This is a genomic window from Algivirga pacifica (assembly GCF_039543525.1).
Lineage (GTDB): Bacteria > Bacteroidota > Bacteroidia > Cytophagales > Flammeovirgaceae > Algivirga > Algivirga pacifica.
The window spans coordinates 57,528-73,849 of the sequence record NZ_BAABJX010000042.1; the positions used below are offsets into that span (position 1 = coordinate 57,528).

Sequence of the window (16,322 nt, forward strand, 5' to 3'; positions counted from 1 at the left end):
TTTATATCAGTTTAAGTTTAGTCGATTGTATAATGCCAAGCAAATATTGTACTGGAAAAATTTTTAATAGTCCCCTAAGTTATGATCTATACCATTGATTTACATTTTCTGGAAAATGAGCATGCTATAGCTGCTTTTCTAGTAGAAACGGATGCTGGACCTATCCTAATTGAAACGGGTCCCTATTCTACGTATCCTCAGTTGAAAAAAGGTGTTGAGGAGCACGGACATAAGATTGAAGAGATAAAACATGTTTTCATTACGCATATTCACTTGGACCACGCGGGTGCTGCCTGGAAGCTTGCAGAGCATGGTGCAAAAATTTATATGCACCCTTTCGGGAAGAAACATATGGCAGATCCTTCCAAGTTAATGGCTTCTGCTAAGAGAATATATAAGGAGGATATGGAGCGCCTGTGGTCTGATATGAAAGCGATTCCTGAAGAGCAAATTGTGGAGGTGGGCCACGGAGATAGTATCCATATTGGTAGTATGGAGATTATCGGATGGCATACTCCGGGACATGCGAATCACCATATCGCCTGGCAGATCCACGAAATTTTGTTTACGGGAGATGTGGCCGGAGTGAAGATAGGAGATGGCCCTGCGGTAGCTCCTTGCCCGCCACCAGATATCAGTTTAGAAAAATGGAAGAACTCTTTGGATATGATTCGAGGAATGCACATTGAGAAATTGTTCCTAACCCATTATGGAGAAATCGTACAGATCAAAGAGCACCTCGATCAGGTAGAAGAACATATGCACAAGATAGCTAACTGGATCAAGGAGCAAATGGATAAGGGGATAGAGGCCGGAGAGATGACACCCTTGTTCGATGAATGGGAGCAGGAAAACTTAAAGTCTTGCGGAGCAGATGATGCCATGGTGGCACAGTATGCCGCAGCGAATCCTTGTTGGATGAGCGTAGCGGGGTTGATGAGGTATTGGGGAAAGAAGGATGCGTAGGACGGTAAATTAAAAGAATGAATGATAATGAAGAATGAAGAATGAATAATTAAATTCATCCTTCATCCTTCATCCTTCATCCTTCATCCTTCATCCTTCATCCTTCATCCTTCATCCTTCATCCACATTTAACTAGCTGCCTTATTATTCCCTGTATGGGAATCAATATGTCGTTCTAACATTGTTTTCAAGCTCTCCAAATAATTCTTCATGGTTTGCAAGTCCAAAGAAGGGTGAGGAGAGTTACCTATTGTAATAGGGTTCTCATCCAAGTACTGATACAGCTCTGGATAATCACGTTCAATCTTGAATGTTAAATCTGTAATTTCCTTTAGTAATCCTTTGAAACGTTCCATCGTCTTTGGGGTAAGATGCGTTTTGATTCGATGAGGCAGCATCTGATGAGCTAGATCTTTCACTATACTCATATTATTGTGCTGACCTTCAACTACCTAACAAGTCATGGAATACTTTGGTTTACAGTAGTATTATTCTGTGATTTCCACTCCTTTCCAGAAGGCAACATAATTTTTAATTTGCTTGGCTAGTTCACTGGGTTCAGGATAGAACCAAGCAGCACCTTCATTTTCTTTTCCTCCGACGTGAAGGTCATAATAGGAAGCCGTACCTTTCCACGGGCATACCGTATGTGTACTATTGTCCTTAAAGTATTCTTCCCGAATGGATTCAGGAGGGAAATAATGATTTCCTTCTATGACAATAGTTTGCTCGCTTTCCGCGATGACTTGATTATTCCAGATTGCTTTCATAGTATAGATAGGGTTAGATCATATAGGAAAATACTATATATCAACGGAGTAAACAAGGAGATTAATCTTGTCTATCCTTCCACCATGCATTTCTTTCTGCTTGATTCAAAAAGGTCCAGGCAATGAAGCGACTTTCTTTTTGTCCTTGTGTCATGACAACAGTTTTTACTTCCACTGCTTTAGCTTTTTTGAGTAATTGCTCAAGTTTTGGTAGGTGCTCCTTTCTCGAAACCAAAGAGGTAAACCATAGACAGTTTTCTTTATAGGAAGTACTTTGCTTAATCATTTTTTTTAGAAAGAGGGCTTCTCCTCCTTTGGTCCATAGCTCGTTGCTTTGTCCACCGAAGTTGAGGTGTACCTCCTTGGAGGATTTTCCCGAAAGCTTACGTTGCTTGCGTAGGTTAGTCTTCTCGGCTTCCTCTTTAGAACTGTAAAAAGGAGGGTTGCACATCGAGAGGGCAAAGTGGTCTCCTTCAAGAATAGCGCCTTCTATCACCCCGGCTGCAGAGGGCTGTTTTCTTAATGTAATACCCCCTTTTAGGGAGGGGGAAGTGCTATTTTTTTGAGCGATTTCTAAGGCTCCTTGCTCCAGTTCTACCCCTACAAAGGACCAACCGTAGATACGATTTCCTAGAATAGGATAGATACAGTTTGCTCCTGTGCCTATATCCAGTACATGTACCGTATTTCCCTTGGGAACCTTTCCATCAAGATCATCTGCCAGTAGGTCTGCAGCGTAATGTATGTAATCAGCTCTTCCGGGGATAGGAGGACAAAGGTAGCCTTTTGGAAGCTCCCATTCCTCTATATCGTAATAGTGTAGTAGTAAAGCTTTGTTGAGCGCCACCACCGCATCAGGATTAGAAAAGTCAATACTTTCTTCACCACCAATGGTAGAGATAAGGTAATCTTTTAGAGGAGGGTAGGTTTCGACTAATGCCGCAAGGGGATATCCCTCTGCATGCAGGTTGCGAGGATGTAATGCTTTCTTAGGGGATGCTGCTGCTTTCATAGGATTGATTAGGAGAAGTAAGATGAAAGATAAAGGAAGAAGGATAAAGGATTTAAGTATTGTGTGTAATCCTTTATCCTTCTTCCTTCAACCTTTATCCATATGATACCACACATTATTTTGAGAGCAAAGATTGTATTTTTTCACGGAATATAGGCTCTTCAATAAGCTCAAATGCAAAATCATGCATCAGGGCAGATAAATCAATATGTTCTTTTCTGCTGAGTTGCTGAAATACACAGACCAGTTCTACGTGTTGACCACTTTTTGTTTTACCGTAAATAGCGATAGACAAGGAAGTAGGGGTGCTGCTACTCAAAAAACCACAGTATGAAAAAGAACGTTGAATTTCAGGAGATTTCATTGGAGTACTTTCCAGTGCATAGATCAAGGGACGGAAAACCTCTTTGGAGAAATAGGTCCTGCGGTTGATATGGTGGAGTGTTTTGAGGAATACCTCAGGAGTATAATGCGGTGCCCGATCATACCAGAGCATGAGGTACTCTTTATGGTATTGCTCTGCATTAATCAATAAACTATCATAGATTGATGTGTACCCTTTTTGAAGGTTTTGATGGACCTCCTCACTCATTTGTCCGAAGGTCTCATTAGAAGTGTTGGGGAGGGTACGGATATATTGTTCAGGAGATACCTGTGTAGGGTTGAAGCCAACAACTTTTCCTGAGACAGGGTAATGATATGTTTGTTTGGGAACCCAAGGAAGCTTTGTGATTTCCTGCTCAATTCTATTGATCCCTATTTGGTCCATGAGGTATTCACTGCATGGATCCAGACTGAAGGCCATCATACCGGCTGCTACATCTTTGGTGCGGATTCTATTCCCTCTTAGTTTTTTGTAAATCCGAATGTATTGTTCCCAGGCATCAAAACCAGGGTTATGAAGATTGTACTGACGAATATTTTGAATGTCCAAAGGAGCTTCTGGCTCTATGGTTCTTTGGGCGGCTTGCTGTGCATAAGCAATGGCGATAAATAGGTTGTACAAATTACCTGTTGGAGCCATCAGGGTTGGTTGTTGGGCAATCTCGGTGGTGTCATTGATGGAGATAATAAGACTGATTTTTTCAGGATTTTTTTGAAGGAAATCTAGTAGGAAGGCTTCGTCTGACTCCTCCTGAGCACGGAGAGTAGTGATCGACAGAAAGCAAAAAAGAAAGAATAGATAAGGTCTCAAAAGGTAAAAGGTAAAAGGTAAAAGGTAAAAGGTAAGGGCGACCCTTGTGGTCGCCCCACTACAATCTAAAAGTAGGAATACCCTTGTGGTCGCCCCAAACTTAATATAAGCTTACAGCTCTACTGCTGCATTTTCCTTAAAGGCCTGTCTAGGCTGTAGTCCTAGTAGGTCAAACATCATCTGGTCTTGGTCCACTTCTGGGTTTGGAGTGGTCAGTAGCTTATCTCCAGCGAAGATAGAGCTTGCGCCAGCCAAGAAGCAAAGTGCTTGCTCAGCGATAGGCATTTCCAGACGACCAGCAGATAGACGAACCATTGCCTTAGGGATAAGGATACGTGCTGTTGCAATCATACGAACCATGTCCCATACCGGTACACGCTCTTGATTTTCCATTGGTGTCCCTTCTACAGCAACCAATGCGTTCACAGGAACAGATTCAGGGTGTTTTTCTAGGGTAGATAGCGTATGCAACATGCTGATACGGTCCTCTGTAGTTTCTCCCAAGCCAATGATCCCTCCGGAACAAACGTGGATATCCGCTTTTTGTACATTTTTGATAGTTTCCAAACGGTCATCAAAAGTACGGGTAGTAATTACTTTGTCGTAGTACTCACGGCTAGTATCAATATTATGGTTATAAGCATGAAGTCCTGCTTTCTTCAATTGTACTGCTTGATCTTCCGATAGCATTCCAAGGGTACAACATACTTCCATACCCATATCATTGATATTGCTGATCATCTCTGTAATGCGCTCGAAGTGCTCGTTTTCACGTACTTCTCTCCAAGCTGTACCCATACAGAAACGCGTACTGCCGCTGTCTTTGGCTGCCTTGGCTTTGTCCAACACATCCTCAACAGTCATCATTTTTTCAGGAGTGACATTGGTCTTATATCTAGCAGACTGTGAACAGTAAGAGCAATCTTCTTTACACCCTCCAGTTTTAACAGAAAGTAGCGTACATACCTGTACTTCATTGGCATTTTGATAATGACGGTGTACCGTAGCCGCTCTATAAATCAAGTCCATAATGGGCATATTGTAGATCGCTGCAATCTCCTCTCTGCTCCAGTCGTTTCTAATTTTAAAATCGTTCATGATGTGTATTCAGTTTAAATAGATTTATTTTTTCTTTACAATGATATATATAGGGTGATAAGTTAATATTACTTCTTGATTTTTATTCTTGAATTGTCTGTTGTATTCCTCTTGAAAGTGTAGTAGATCTTGCTTTCCCCATCGTTCGTTTGCCGTGCCTCCTACACCTGTTTTCTTAATGTGTTTTAGTACTTCTATAGGATTGGAAAATGTCTTGCTGAGGATTTCTTCCTGAGCTAGGCAGATTTCAAATTCTGTTTCCAAAAGCGCTGTTAATCCTTCCATATCCCAATAATGCAGCCCTTTACCAGTTAGGGTTTTGATTTCTTGCATATTCATTGGACCAAATGTAGAAAATGCGAAGGTGCCCCCTGTTTTTAATTGGGTGTGAATCTTTTGCAAAAAAGTCGGGAGATCCTCAATCCATTGTAAGGCCGAGCTGCTTAGAATGAGGTCCAGGTGCTCCGGCAAGGTCACCTCTTGTTCAATATCACCAGGAAGAGGAAGTGCATCCTGATAGATATGTTGACAGTAAGAGACCGCCGCTGGAACAAGGTCATTCAGGTAGAGTGTACGATAGGGAAGGGTGCTGATTTTTTTACTTAAAAAACCGGTACCGCAACCAATTTCCAGAATACGTTCTGACGTAAAAGGAACCTTGTCTAACAAGCGAAATAGCGTATGAGCAATGTTTTGCTGTACGGATGCTTCCTTGACATAGGTCTTCATACTCGCCTCAAATTTTTGGGCGACCAGAGGTTTGTTAATGTGCTGGGTGATCATGGGCTGTAGTGCTTAAGGTTAAAATATCTTCCCAGTATTTCCATTGATAAAAAGGAAAGTGGGAGGATTGCTGAATTGGTAATGTCTTTGTGCCAATATGCTCCCAATAGGCTTGTTGATTTCCTGTAGGGAAAATCAAATCTTTATCACTAATCAGGGCGATATCATATACATCTTTGGATGTGCTAATAGATGATTTTTTGTCTAAGAAATAATGCAGTTCTTCCAATTGATTTTCCAATGAGCGTTCAGGTGCATTGGCTGTAAATTGCTGGAAGCTGGTACCACACATGCGTCGGAAGAACTTGTGTCGGTTGCTGACTGAAAAATGGGAAGTGGTACCTTCAAAGATACTGACCGGAATTCCCCATTCATCATGAATAGGGGCTCCTGTGCCATTGATGGCTATTTTATGCTGGAAGATATCAAGTAGCTCTTTTGATAGCTGCATGCCCACCCATACGCCCATAGACCAGGCGATAAGGGAACGTTGAGTATACCCCTCTAGAAGAATAGTTAGCTCATCTTGAAAAGTGTTGATGTCTGTGAATGTATAATCATAAATCATCAATACGTCTGTTCCTTTACTATCTAAAGACTGAAAAGGAATAGCGTCTTGCCCCCATCCGCATAAAAATACGATCAGGTGTTCTTGATGATTCTTGTATAGCCACTGATGTTGAAATGATTTCTCCATGATATAATGTCGTCAGTCAGTTTACGGTTTCTTGAAGGTAGTTGTCTTTTCCAATAGCTGGAATAAAGGAGTGAAGTCCTCTATGTTCATGCTGTCGGTAATAGACATTCGAAGTCGGGCTTTCCCCTTGGGTACCGTTGGTGGTCGTACCGGAAGTACCCAGAAACCTTCTTCCTTGAGTTGATTGGCCAGTGCCACGGTATGACTGACTTCTCCGGTAATGATCGGTACAATATGGCTTTGTGAAGGCATTTCATACCCTAGATGAGCAATTGCTTCTCGTACCAATTGACTGGTATTCTTTAATTGTTCCCGTTTATCATTAAAAGAAGGCATTCGCTCCCAGATGTAAGCTGTCCAATGAATATTAACAGGGGGTAGTGCCGTTGAAAAGATGAGTGTTCTGCTTCTATTGACCAGTATATCCTTTACAGCTTGCTCACAAACCAGCCATGCGCCATAGGAAGCCATCGCTTTTCCTAGAGGACATAACAATAGGTCGATGTCAGCGATCACACCTTGTTGCTCAGCTTCGCCCATTCCCAAGGAACCAGAGGTACCTACAGCATGAGCCTCATCTACATAAAGTAAAGTATCATAGGCCTGCTTGAGGCGTACAAGAGTAGCTAAATCGGCAATGTCTCCATCCATACTAAAGATCGATTCAGTAACGATAAATACTCTCTTATAAAGATGACGTTTCTGTTGGAGAATTTTTTCCAGATGCTCGTAATCCAGGTGGCGGTAACGAATCAGGTCAGCGGCAGATAGTCGCATACCATCAATCATACTGGCATGATTGAGCTTGTCAGAAAGAATCAGGTCTCCTTTTTCTGCAAGTGCTGGAAGGATACCCAGATTAGCATGATAACCGCTGTTATAGAACAAGGCAGCGGGTTTTTGATAGCGGCGGGAAATGCTTTGCTCCAGTGCTTCATAAGGGAGGTGATTTCCACCCAGTAGTCTGGAGGCGGTGGCACTGGTCCGGTATGCTTGTGGACAATCCTGCTGCTGGGCATAGAATTGTTCCTGCAAGTTCGGGTCAGAGGCCAGCGATAGATAATCGTTGGAGATGAGGTTGAAGTACTTTTTTCCTTCGTGGGCAATATGTGCTCCGTCCAATACAGTGGTAGTATTTAGGGAACGAAGCATATCCGCTTCCTCCAGGGTTTGAAGGGAACGTTCCAATTCTTGAGTCCATCCGTTCATATGCAATTCCCATTAAGGTGTTGCTTTCTGTGTACACATAACAGAAACTCCCACCGGTTTAACCATAGGTAGATTAGCCTTCTCGTATTAAAATCACTGATAAATTGGATATAGCGCGTCCATCTCCGAACCATACTGGCTTGTGCCTCCAGTATGGACACGGAAAGGCGTCCTATACGCACTTCTTTGCCAAGGGTGCGGAATAGGGCGTAACTCTTTCTGGACCAACGCTTAAAATTCAACATAAGTGATTTGTTTTTATCGCTTATCGCTTATTATTTATCTTAGATACTCTTAATGAAAAGGTTTAAACGATAAACAATAAGCGGTAAACGGTAAATTACAGATTGAAAAGATGCTCGATAACCCCGTAAACTTGCTCCAACTCCTCATCCGTAATGACATAAGGAGGAAGAACGTAAATCACGTTACCAAGGGGCCTTAAAAGTACACCTTTGCTAATACAAGTTTCGTATAAAAAATCTCTTTTTTGATTAAAATAAGAAGATTCTTCCTGGGTGTCAAAATCTAGGGCAAGGATAGTGCCTCTTTGACGAATGTTACAGGCATTTTTAAAGCCCTTTGCCTTCTCTGCAAAAGCTGCGTGTCGTTCTTCGATGCGACGAAGGTTGCTTTGGCACTCCTCGGAAAGGAGTAAATCCAAGCTGGCATTAGCAACAGCACAAGCTAGAGGGTTACCCGTGAAAGAATGCCCGTGGAAGAAGGTTTTCATAATGTCATCCACTAGGTAGGCTTCATAGACTTCCTGAGTACAGGTTGTCAACCCTAGGGCCATCGTACCTCCCGTTAGTCCCTTGCTCAGACACATAATGTCAGGTTGCTCTTCCATATGCAAGGAAGAGAAATACTTGCCGGTACGTCCAAAGCCGGTCATTACCTCATCAGCGATACAAAGTACGCCGTACTTATGGGCAATTTTGATGAGTGTATTAAGCGTTTCAGGGGTGTACATACGCATACCTGCCGATCCCTGTACTAATGGCTCATAGATAAAGGCAGCTACTTCTCCCGTTTTTGCTAATGCCTCAAAAGCTTCAATAGCGGTATTAGCCTGGTCTCCTCCCGGAAATGGAATGAAGGATACATCAAACAGGTAAGGAGCGAAAGGCGCACTGAAGGCATTGCGGTCGCCCGCAGACATGGCCCCAAAAGTATCGCCATGGTAAGAACCGTCAATGGCGACTATTTTCTTTCTATTTTTTTCCTGCTTGTTCCAAAAGTACTGCAAGGCCATCTTCATGGCTACCTCTGTAGAAGTACTGCCATTGTCAGAGAAAAAGACCTTGGCCTGCTTGCTTGGTAGAATATTGATCAGACGTTCTGAAAGGGTGATAGCAGGTTCATGGGTGAATCCTGCAAAGATCACGTGCTCCAGTGTACGTGCTTGCTTGCTGAGCGCATCGGCGATATATTCATTGCTATGACCGTGAGTGTTGACCCACCAGGATGAGATCGCATCAATGATTTTTCGTCCGTCTTCCAATTCAATGACACATCCTTTGGCACGCTTTACAGGAAGCATCTCTAAGGTGCTTTTCTGAGGGGTGAAAGGGTGCCATACATATTGTTTATCTTTAGCGAGTAAGCTTTGCATCCGTTTGTTTATTTGTTCAGTTCAGAAAGATTTTCAGCGAGGATTGCTGCATATTGTTTGACGGTTTCTGGAGTAACCTCTTTTAGCGTCGGCACTCTTAACAGTACAGGGTAGCCACTGTGAGCTTCTATAATGCGCTCAGATTCTGGGTTACTGTCTCCATTAAAAATAATACCGGCCACAGGAATATTACGTCGCTTTAGTTCATTGATCGAAAGCAAGGAATGATTGATGCTTCCTAAGTATAAGTTGGATATTAGTATGACAGGGATTTGTAGTTTCTCTATGAGATCCACAATATATTCTTCATCATTGAGGGGGACCATCAGTCCGCCAGCTCCTTCTACGACCAGATTATTTGCGTCTGGTAAGGTGATTTGATCCAGATCGATTGTGACCCCATCAATACGCGCAGAGGCGTGTGGAGACATCGGTTCGGTCAATAAGTATTGTTCAGGATAAAAGGTCGAAGTAGTATTTGATACAAGCTCCTTAACGGATTCCGTATCTCTAGGGTACCCTGATTGTACAGGCTTCCAGTAGTCGGCTTGGAGCGCTTCTGTGAGTATGGCACTGCACAGAGTTTTCCCACTGTCCGTATGAATGGCGGTTACAAATATTCTCATAGGTTCCTTGTTTGTTTAGTCAATTCGATGCCAAATATAACAGATCAATTATGATTTTGTTAATGTAGAGAGTATTTCTGTTTAAATGGAGGGTATGAGAGAGGGATTGTGAGTAGTAGGAAGGAGCATAACCATCTAATTTAATGAAGAATGAAGAATGAAAAATTATGAGATACTGGTCGTAGCGTTCCGCATGTCATGTAGTGATACGACCTAAAAGTACTTTTGCCGAGTGTTATTAACGTTGAATAAATAACCGTCATACTACCCAACATCTTTGTTGAACCGTTGAATCGTTGAATTTCACCTTTGGTGAGTTGATTCGAGTTGATTCGAGTTGATAAGTTGTATGAGTACATATATTTATTATCAATCAACGGTTCAACTCGAATCAACGAGCGAAGCTCAATTCAACGATTCAACGATTCAACGGATCAACAGAGCTGGCTAGTAGTATGACAGTTATTTTTTCAATCTTAATCACACTCGGGTGGTGTGAGTAGAAAAAGGAGGTTGGTTAATCGGTTGAATAAATAATATTGGTCTTTCTCACCGTTGAGGTTGGGGAAAAAATAACAACTATATAAAAATCTTACACACATAGAGTACATGTACATTTGAAATGACTCTTATTATATTTTCCTTAGTTAGTAAATCCGATAAAAAGCCCACTAAATAAAAGCTCTGAGTCAAATAGTAGTGGGTAATTACAGACTTTATTTAACTATCTTATGGAAATTAGAATCATAGCACTTTTGCTGAGTGTTTTGTTGATTCCGCAATGGATGTATGCCCAAAACAATCCAGCGGCAGAATTAGAATTGATTGATCAGATACAATTTCAAAAAGAAAAACAGTATTCAGAATTGTCAAAGATTATCAAGGTAAGTAAGTATGAAGAGGGGACCTTTCAAAGACCTGTTCTCCCAGAAACACTATTTAATATTCATCATAACAGTGTGGATAAGGTTGAAATCTTACATAAGCCCAATTGGATGAAGAAATCTTATTTGAAAGGAGGGGGGCTACGGATTGCAGAAGCCATAGACTCTCGGATAGATAGTGTTTTTTATGAGGAATATAGTATTCAAAAAAGAAGTTGGAGTGCTACCCAAAAAGTAGAATTACATTATAATTCCTCAAATGAACCGATAAGGCAAATTAATTTTACTCGAATTGCCGGCATAGGATGGAAGCCGGAGGAAATGGCCGAATACGATTATGATGACAATGGACAGGTTATTTTGATGGCTTTTTATTATTGGAATATGGAGAGACAATCCTGGGAAGGAGATATGCGCTTTCAGTATGCTTTTGATGAACATGGGAATAGGGTGCTGTATGAGTATGCTATTTGGGATAATAAGCAATGGGATTGGGACCTGAGGGTCAAAGAAGTATTGACGTATAGTTCTAGTAGTATGCTATTGAGTGAATTGAACTATACATGGGATAAGGAGCTTCAACAGTGGTTGGGTACCTATAAAAAAACAATGAAATACACCCAAGCAGATAAGATAGAGAAGAAAAATTTCTTTGAGTGGGATGGAGAGGGCTGGCTGCAGTATAGAGGGGAGGATTATACTTATGATACTCAGCAAAAACTATTGAAACATAATGTGCTGAAGAGGAATGAAGAATATGCTCGTTTGGAGGAAGTAGAGCAGTATATTTATAAGTATCAAGATACAGCATTAAGTCAAGTAATGGTCTATCAACAGGAAACGGGAACGGAGGGATGGAGTCCTTTTTATCAGATCCTTTTACAGGACTCTACGGATAGGCAAGTTCAATTGGAGTTTCAGTGGGATCAAGAAGCAGAGCAATGGCAGAAAAAATATAAAATTTATCGTTTTCAGGATATAAGGGGGTATGATGGAGGGGAAGAGCATTATCTATGGAGAAAAAGTATTAGTGATTGGGCAGGGAAAGAAAAAAAGGAAAAGGTTTATAGTGAAAAGGGAGAGTTGTTGCGTGAAGCTTCTTATGCTGAATGGTCAGTTGACACAGGTTGGATAGGATATGCACAAAGTACATGGCAGTATGATGAAAAAGGGAGGGTTATAGAAAATGTCAGACAAGTATGGGAGGAGCAGAACGGTGACTGGGTTAATTATGAAAAATTGCAAGTGGGGTTTGATCAAAATGATTTTTTATCTGCTTACCATACGTATAATTGGGATAGGCAAACAAAGCAATGGAAAGGTATTTCAAGGGAGGAAGCGCTTTATCGACCGGATGGGCAATTGGATGATTTTATAAAGTACAAATGGGATAACAATCAGGCTGATTGGTCTTTTGAGTTGCGACAAGTATTTACTTATGAGGGAGAGTCATTATTGGCCAAGGTGGTAGTATCTCTTTGGGATATGACAACTCAACAGTGGCAAAGCCAATTACAAGAATTTTTCCGTTATGATGAACAGCAGGTGTTGGTAGAACAAGAGCAACAGGTATGGAGTGAGGCGGCGGCTGATTGGAATAATTATAGTCGATTAAGACGCTATACTTCAGAAGCTACGGTTTGTGAAGGGGACTTTATCAAGGAAGTAGTGCAGGAGGAAAAGGAATTGTCCGTGATATTATTGGTAGAGGAAGAGGGCATTAGCTATCAATGGTGGAACTGTGACCTGAGGATGAGAGTGGATGGAGCTACAGCACCATCTTTTAAGCCTGCTCAAAGTGGGGTTTACGCCTTGGAGGTGAAAAAGGGTAATTGTATACAGCAGTCTTCTTGTATACAGGTAATGGAACAAGTTGTTGGCGTGGAAGTAGGTTCTATTGATGAGAAGCTAGCGATATACCCTAATCCTATACAGAATATTTTTAGCCTAAAGGGTGACGTAGATATATTAGCCTTACAGCTTTATGACTTAAATGGTCGATTAATTAAGGAGTTAGCGCCTAATGTCCATGGGAAGTATTCAGCAGGAGCGCTGCAGGAAGGAATGTATTTCTTAAAGGTAATAAAGCAGAATGGGCAGGTGAGTACGTTGAGATTACTCATTCGTTAGGTCTTAGTTATAATCCTTTGTTGAATCGTTGATTCGTTGAATTGAGCTTCGCTCGTTGAATCGAGTTGATTTGTTTGCTGATTTAATTCACTCAACAAATCAACTCGAATCAACTCACCAAAGGTGAAATTCAACGATTCAACGATTCAACAAAGTATTAGTAGCCTAGAATTTTCAACATATCTTCATGAGACTGATGATCCCTATACATATAGTCTACCAGATTACCATTTTCATCCTTATCAATAACAATATGACGAGGATCTGGAATCAGGCAGTGGGAAGTTCCTCCGTAGCCTGCTAGTGATTCCTGATAGGCACCCGTATGGAAGAACCCAATATAGAGCTGCTCTCCTTTGTCCCGATCAAATGATGGGAGGTAGATGTTAGCATTGTGTGCCTCAGAATTATAGTAATCATCGGAGTCACAAGTGATCCCACCGAGATGTACTTGCGTATGGTTCTTGTCCCAATGATTCAGGGCTAGCATCACAAACTTATGACTCTTTCCCCAGGTATCTGGAATATGTGTGATCAATGAGCCATCAATAATGTACCATAGCTCCTTGTCATTCTGTAATTTTTGTTCCAGGATAGAATAAAGGGTTACCCCTGTTTCTCCTACCGTATAACTACCAAATTCCGTAATGATATTTGGAGTGGCAACGTTGTAGTTATCGCATTGCTCCTTAATGATCTTGACAATGGACTCTGCCATATAAGCATGATCATACTCCATACCCAATGAGTAAACGATAGGGAATCCTCCACCAATGTCGATACTGTCAATGGTGTCACAGATTTCTTTTAACTCACAGTATTTATTGACAAACTTGGTCAGTTCGTTCCAGTAATACTGAGAGTCTCGAATACCGGAGTTGATAAAGTAGTGGATCAGTTTGAGATCGACCTTATCGTTATTTTGTATCTTTTCTTTGTAGAGAGATAGGATTTTCTTGTAACGTATACCCATTCTGGAGGTGTATACACCAAAGTCAGGCTCCTCATCGGCTGCTACACGCATCCCTACCTGAAACTTGTTTTCTATGTGTTCCAGGTAATAGTCAATTTCCTCTACGTTGTCCAGGATAGGAATACAGTTGGTGAAGCCTGAATTGATCAGGTCAACCACTGCCTTCTGATAGTTTCTAGGCTTATAGCCATTGCAGAGAATCAGAATGTCCTTGTCAATTTTACCCTCCTTGTACAGGCTTAAGATGATGTTGATGTCATAGGCGGAAGAAGTTTCCAACTGACAGTTTTCATCCAAGGCTTTTTCCAGTACAAACTTAAAGTGATTCGACTTGGTACAATAGGCATAAACGTACTTGCCTTGATAGTCCAGGGTGTTGATGGCATCCTGAAAGATCTTTCTAGCCCTTTGTATTTGTGAGCTGATTTTTGGCAAATAAGAGATTTTGAGTGGAGTGCCATATTTTTTGACCATCTCCATCATGGGAATGCCGTGAAATGATAATTCGTTACCTTCAACTTGAAAATCCTCGTTGGGGAAGTAGAAGGTATGTGTGATAAGATCCCAGTATTTATTCATTTTATTTTTAAACCTAAGGAAAATAAAAAACAAACCCTCGGAAGCAGGACTTTCCTGTTTCCGATATATAAACACACCCTTTCAGTAATGCTACTTATTAAGGGGCGCAAGTATAGTTAATAATCTTTAGATATTTATTTAACAAAATGAAAATATTTATAATCCATAATGGAGGGATTATCTTCCGGAAGTAATCACTGCACTATTCTTATTTTTCTTATTATCTGGGATTACAGGAATACTTTCATTAAACAATCGATCTAAACTAGTAATCGCATAGTAAAAAGAATTGGTACTACGGGCTTCGGTGTCAAAATAATAGCGTTGAGAGGCCGGAATGACCGCAAGGATGTCCAGTGGATTATTAATGTCTGGTTTACGGCTTTTGGTGCTGTAGATGACGTAATAAGAGGGAGTATCTCCATCGCTTGCACGTATAGGAGCCTGCCAGGTAAGTACTACCCCTTTCGTAGTTTGACTTACTTGCACGTTATAGGGCTTATTGGGAGGGACGTTGTCAATCCAAGGCATACGGGGAGGTAGTGCCGGAACATAAAACAGGTTATTGCGAATAGAGTCGGTAACATGTTGTCGGTTCATTAATAAAGAACTGGAATTGTACATAATACTTCCATGAGCCTTATTGGAACGATTGATACGGACTTGTGTCGGGATTTCCTTGTTGCTATCCCATCCATCTTCATACTTGTTTCCTACCCTGTAAGTGGCGTGGCCTACGTAAAGATGTTTTCCAAAGGTGTTTTTTGCCCACCATTCAATAAGTGGTTGATAAGGAATACGTTTATGGGAGGTGTTTTGGTATGCCTGAGGAGCGATATAGTCAATCCAACCTTTCTGTAGCCATAAGCGCGTATCGGCGTAAAGGTGATCGTAGCATGTATAAGCTGAGTTGGTAGGGGAACCGGCTTTGCTTTCTTTTTGATTCCTCCATACCCCAAAAGGACTCACGCCAAACTTTACCATAGGCTTGTTTTTGACAATGACTTCATGCACATCTTTAATAAACTCATTGATATTGTGTCTTCTCCAATCAGCGATATTACTGTAAGCTCCCCGATAGGTTTTGTAGGTGCTATAGTCACTTAGAGAGGCTCCTTTGATAGGGTAAGGGTAGAAGTAGTCGTCAATGTGAAGGGCATCAATATCATAGTCCATTAAGAGTTCCTTAATGACTTTTATAATATGCCTACGAGCAGCCGGGATGCCCGGGTTGATGATTTTGAGGTCTCCATAAGTAATGATCCATTCAGGGTGACTACGGGTAATATGATTGTAGGCAGGGTCTTCATTGACATAGTTGGATAAAGCACGGAAGGGATTGATCCATGCATGAAACTCCATCCCCCTTTTATGCGCCTCTGAGATCATAAAGCGTAGCGGGTTATAGTAAGGAGTAGGGGAAACGCCTTGTTTACCTGATAGAGACTTGGACCAAGGAGTATACTTACTTGGGTAGAGGGCATCGCCTTCTGAACGGACCTGTACAATAACGGCATTCATCCCATTGAGTTTGTGAAAATCCAATAGGCTGATGAATTCTTTTTTTTGCTCATCGGCACTCAAACCTTGCTTGGAGGGCCAGTCAATATTGTCAAGTGTAGCTACCCAAACGCCTCTGAACTCTCTTTTGGGATAGGCATATTGTGCCCACAAAGGGCTTGTAAAAAGTAATAATAGTAGAGTAGTCAGGACTCTGTAATATTTATAAAGCTGCATTCGTTATTGTAATTCGCGCGTATTGAAGGTCTATGGTTAAAGCTAAAG

At 41.4% G+C, this 16,322-nt stretch carries 14 protein-coding genes; 2 read left to right on the plus strand and 12 right to left on the minus strand.

The window, feature by feature from the left end:
- The first annotated feature begins 81 nt into the window (after window positions 1–81).
- Window positions 82–966 (plus strand): MBL fold metallo-hydrolase, encoded by an 885-nt coding sequence (locus ABD985_RS13910; protein WP_345372706.1) that lies wholly within the window; start codon window positions 82–84, stop codon window positions 964–966.
- Window positions 967–1,094: 128 nt separating this feature from the next.
- Here ABD985_RS13910 and ABD985_RS13915 read toward each other — a convergent pair whose 3' ends face one another.
- The 10 genes from ABD985_RS13915 to bioD all read right to left on the minus strand — a co-directional run bounded on the left by ABD985_RS13915 (window position 1,095) and on the right by bioD (window position 9,971).
- Entirely contained in the window at window positions 1,095–1,394 is a 300-nt protein-coding gene (locus ABD985_RS13915) for a hypothetical protein (RefSeq protein ID WP_345372708.1), read from the minus strand.
- Window positions 1,395–1,454: 60 nt separating this feature from the next.
- The gene (locus ABD985_RS13920) at window positions 1,455–1,736 is read right to left on the minus strand and encodes a DUF427 domain-containing protein (protein WP_345372709.1); all 282 of its coding nucleotides are present in this window, start codon (window positions 1,734–1,736) and stop codon (window positions 1,455–1,457) included.
- 61 nt (window positions 1,737–1,797) lie between these two features.
- Complete coding sequence (gene rlmF / locus ABD985_RS13925; protein WP_345372711.1) at window positions 1,798–2,748, minus strand: 23S rRNA (adenine(1618)-N(6))-methyltransferase RlmF; 951 nt, start codon at window positions 2,746–2,748, stop codon at window positions 1,798–1,800.
- Between the two features lie 115 nt (window positions 2,749–2,863).
- Window positions 2,864–3,943: a hypothetical protein gene (locus tag ABD985_RS13930; protein WP_345372712.1), complete on the minus strand. Its 1,080-nt coding sequence runs from the start codon at window positions 3,941–3,943 to the stop codon at window positions 2,864–2,866.
- Between the two features lie 111 nt (window positions 3,944–4,054).
- Entirely contained in the window at window positions 4,055–5,041 is a 987-nt protein-coding gene (bioB, locus tag ABD985_RS13935; protein ID WP_345372714.1) for a biotin synthase BioB, read from the minus strand.
- A 24-nt stretch (window positions 5,042–5,065) separates the two neighbouring features.
- On the minus strand, window positions 5,066–5,824 hold the full coding sequence (gene bioC / locus ABD985_RS13940; protein WP_345372716.1) for a malonyl-ACP O-methyltransferase BioC: 759 nt from the start codon (window positions 5,822–5,824) through the stop codon (window positions 5,066–5,068).
- Window positions 5,805–6,521, minus strand: a complete 717-nt coding sequence (locus tag ABD985_RS13945; protein ID WP_345372718.1) for a pimeloyl-ACP methyl esterase BioG family protein — start codon at window positions 6,519–6,521, stop codon at window positions 5,805–5,807. Before ABD985_RS13945 ends, bioC begins: the two co-directional genes overlap by 20 nt.
- Window positions 6,522–6,542: 21 nt before the next feature.
- Window positions 6,543–7,730 carry an aminotransferase class I/II-fold pyridoxal phosphate-dependent enzyme gene (locus ABD985_RS13950; protein ID WP_345372720.1) on the minus strand — a complete coding sequence of 396 codons (1,188 nt, stop codon included), beginning with the start codon at window positions 7,728–7,730 and terminating at the stop codon, window positions 6,543–6,545.
- 340 nt (window positions 7,731–8,070) lie between these two features.
- Window positions 8,071–9,345 carry an adenosylmethionine--8-amino-7-oxononanoate transaminase gene (bioA, locus tag ABD985_RS13955; RefSeq protein WP_345372722.1) on the minus strand — a complete coding sequence of 425 codons (1,275 nt, stop codon included), beginning with the start codon at window positions 9,343–9,345 and terminating at the stop codon, window positions 8,071–8,073.
- An 8-nt stretch (window positions 9,346–9,353) separates the two neighbouring features.
- On the minus strand, window positions 9,354–9,971 hold the full coding sequence (gene bioD / locus ABD985_RS13960; protein WP_345372724.1) for a dethiobiotin synthase: 618 nt from the start codon (window positions 9,969–9,971) through the stop codon (window positions 9,354–9,356).
- Window positions 9,972–10,702: 731 nt separating this feature from the next.
- Between bioD and ABD985_RS13965 the strand changes: the two genes are divergently transcribed.
- The gene (locus ABD985_RS13965; protein ID WP_345372725.1) at window positions 10,703–12,985 is read left to right on the plus strand and encodes a DUF3836 domain-containing protein; all 2,283 of its coding nucleotides are present in this window, start codon (window positions 10,703–10,705) and stop codon (window positions 12,983–12,985) included.
- A gap of 157 nt (window positions 12,986–13,142) precedes the next feature.
- Here ABD985_RS13965 and ABD985_RS13970 read toward each other — a convergent pair whose 3' ends face one another.
- Window positions 13,143–14,537, minus strand: coding sequence for a type III PLP-dependent enzyme domain-containing protein (locus ABD985_RS13970; RefSeq protein ID WP_345372727.1), 1,395 nt, complete (start codon window positions 14,535–14,537; stop codon window positions 13,143–13,145).
- 177 nt (window positions 14,538–14,714) lie between these two features.
- The gene (locus ABD985_RS13975; RefSeq protein WP_345372729.1) at window positions 14,715–16,274 is read right to left on the minus strand and encodes a glycoside hydrolase family 10-like protein; all 1,560 of its coding nucleotides are present in this window, start codon (window positions 16,272–16,274) and stop codon (window positions 14,715–14,717) included.
- Between the last annotated feature and the right edge of the window lie 48 nt (window positions 16,275–16,322).

What these genes read in the sequence shown, in the direction of transcription:
- ABD985_RS13910 (WP_345372706.1), top strand. Translation starts at nt 82, where the DNA reads ATGATCTATACCATTGATTTACATTTTCTGGAAAATGAGCATGCTATA.
- ABD985_RS13915 (WP_345372708.1), bottom strand. Translation starts at nt 1,394, where the DNA reads ATGAGTATAGTGAAAGATCTAGCTCATCAGATGCTGCCTCATCGAATC.
- ABD985_RS13920 (WP_345372709.1), bottom strand. Translation starts at nt 1,736, where the DNA reads ATGAAAGCAATCTGGAATAATCAAGTCATCGCGGAAAGCGAGCAAACT.
- rlmF (WP_345372711.1), bottom strand. Translation starts at nt 2,748, where the DNA reads ATGAAAGCAGCAGCATCCCCTAAGAAAGCATTACATCCTCGCAACCTG.
- bioB (WP_345372714.1), bottom strand. Translation starts at nt 5,041, where the DNA reads ATGAACGATTTTAAAATTAGAAACGACTGGAGCAGAGAGGAGATTGCA.
- bioC (WP_345372716.1), bottom strand. Translation starts at nt 5,824, where the DNA reads ATGATCACCCAGCACATTAACAAACCTCTGGTCGCCCAAAAATTTGAG.
- ABD985_RS13945 (WP_345372718.1), bottom strand. Translation starts at nt 6,521, where the DNA reads ATGGAGAAATCATTTCAACATCAGTGGCTATACAAGAATCATCAAGAA.
- ABD985_RS13950 (WP_345372720.1), bottom strand. Translation starts at nt 7,730, where the DNA reads ATGAACGGATGGACTCAAGAATTGGAACGTTCCCTTCAAACCCTGGAG.
- bioA (WP_345372722.1), bottom strand. Translation starts at nt 9,345, where the DNA reads ATGCAAAGCTTACTCGCTAAAGATAAACAATATGTATGGCACCCTTTC.
- bioD (WP_345372724.1), bottom strand. Translation starts at nt 9,971, where the DNA reads ATGAGAATATTTGTAACCGCCATTCATACGGACAGTGGGAAAACTCTG.
- ABD985_RS13965 (WP_345372725.1), top strand. Translation starts at nt 10,703, where the DNA reads ATGGAAATTAGAATCATAGCACTTTTGCTGAGTGTTTTGTTGATTCCG.
- ABD985_RS13970 (WP_345372727.1), bottom strand. Translation starts at nt 14,537, where the DNA reads ATGAATAAATACTGGGATCTTATCACACATACCTTCTACTTCCCCAAC.
- ABD985_RS13975 (WP_345372729.1), bottom strand. Translation starts at nt 16,274, where the DNA reads ATGCAGCTTTATAAATATTACAGAGTCCTGACTACTCTACTATTATTA.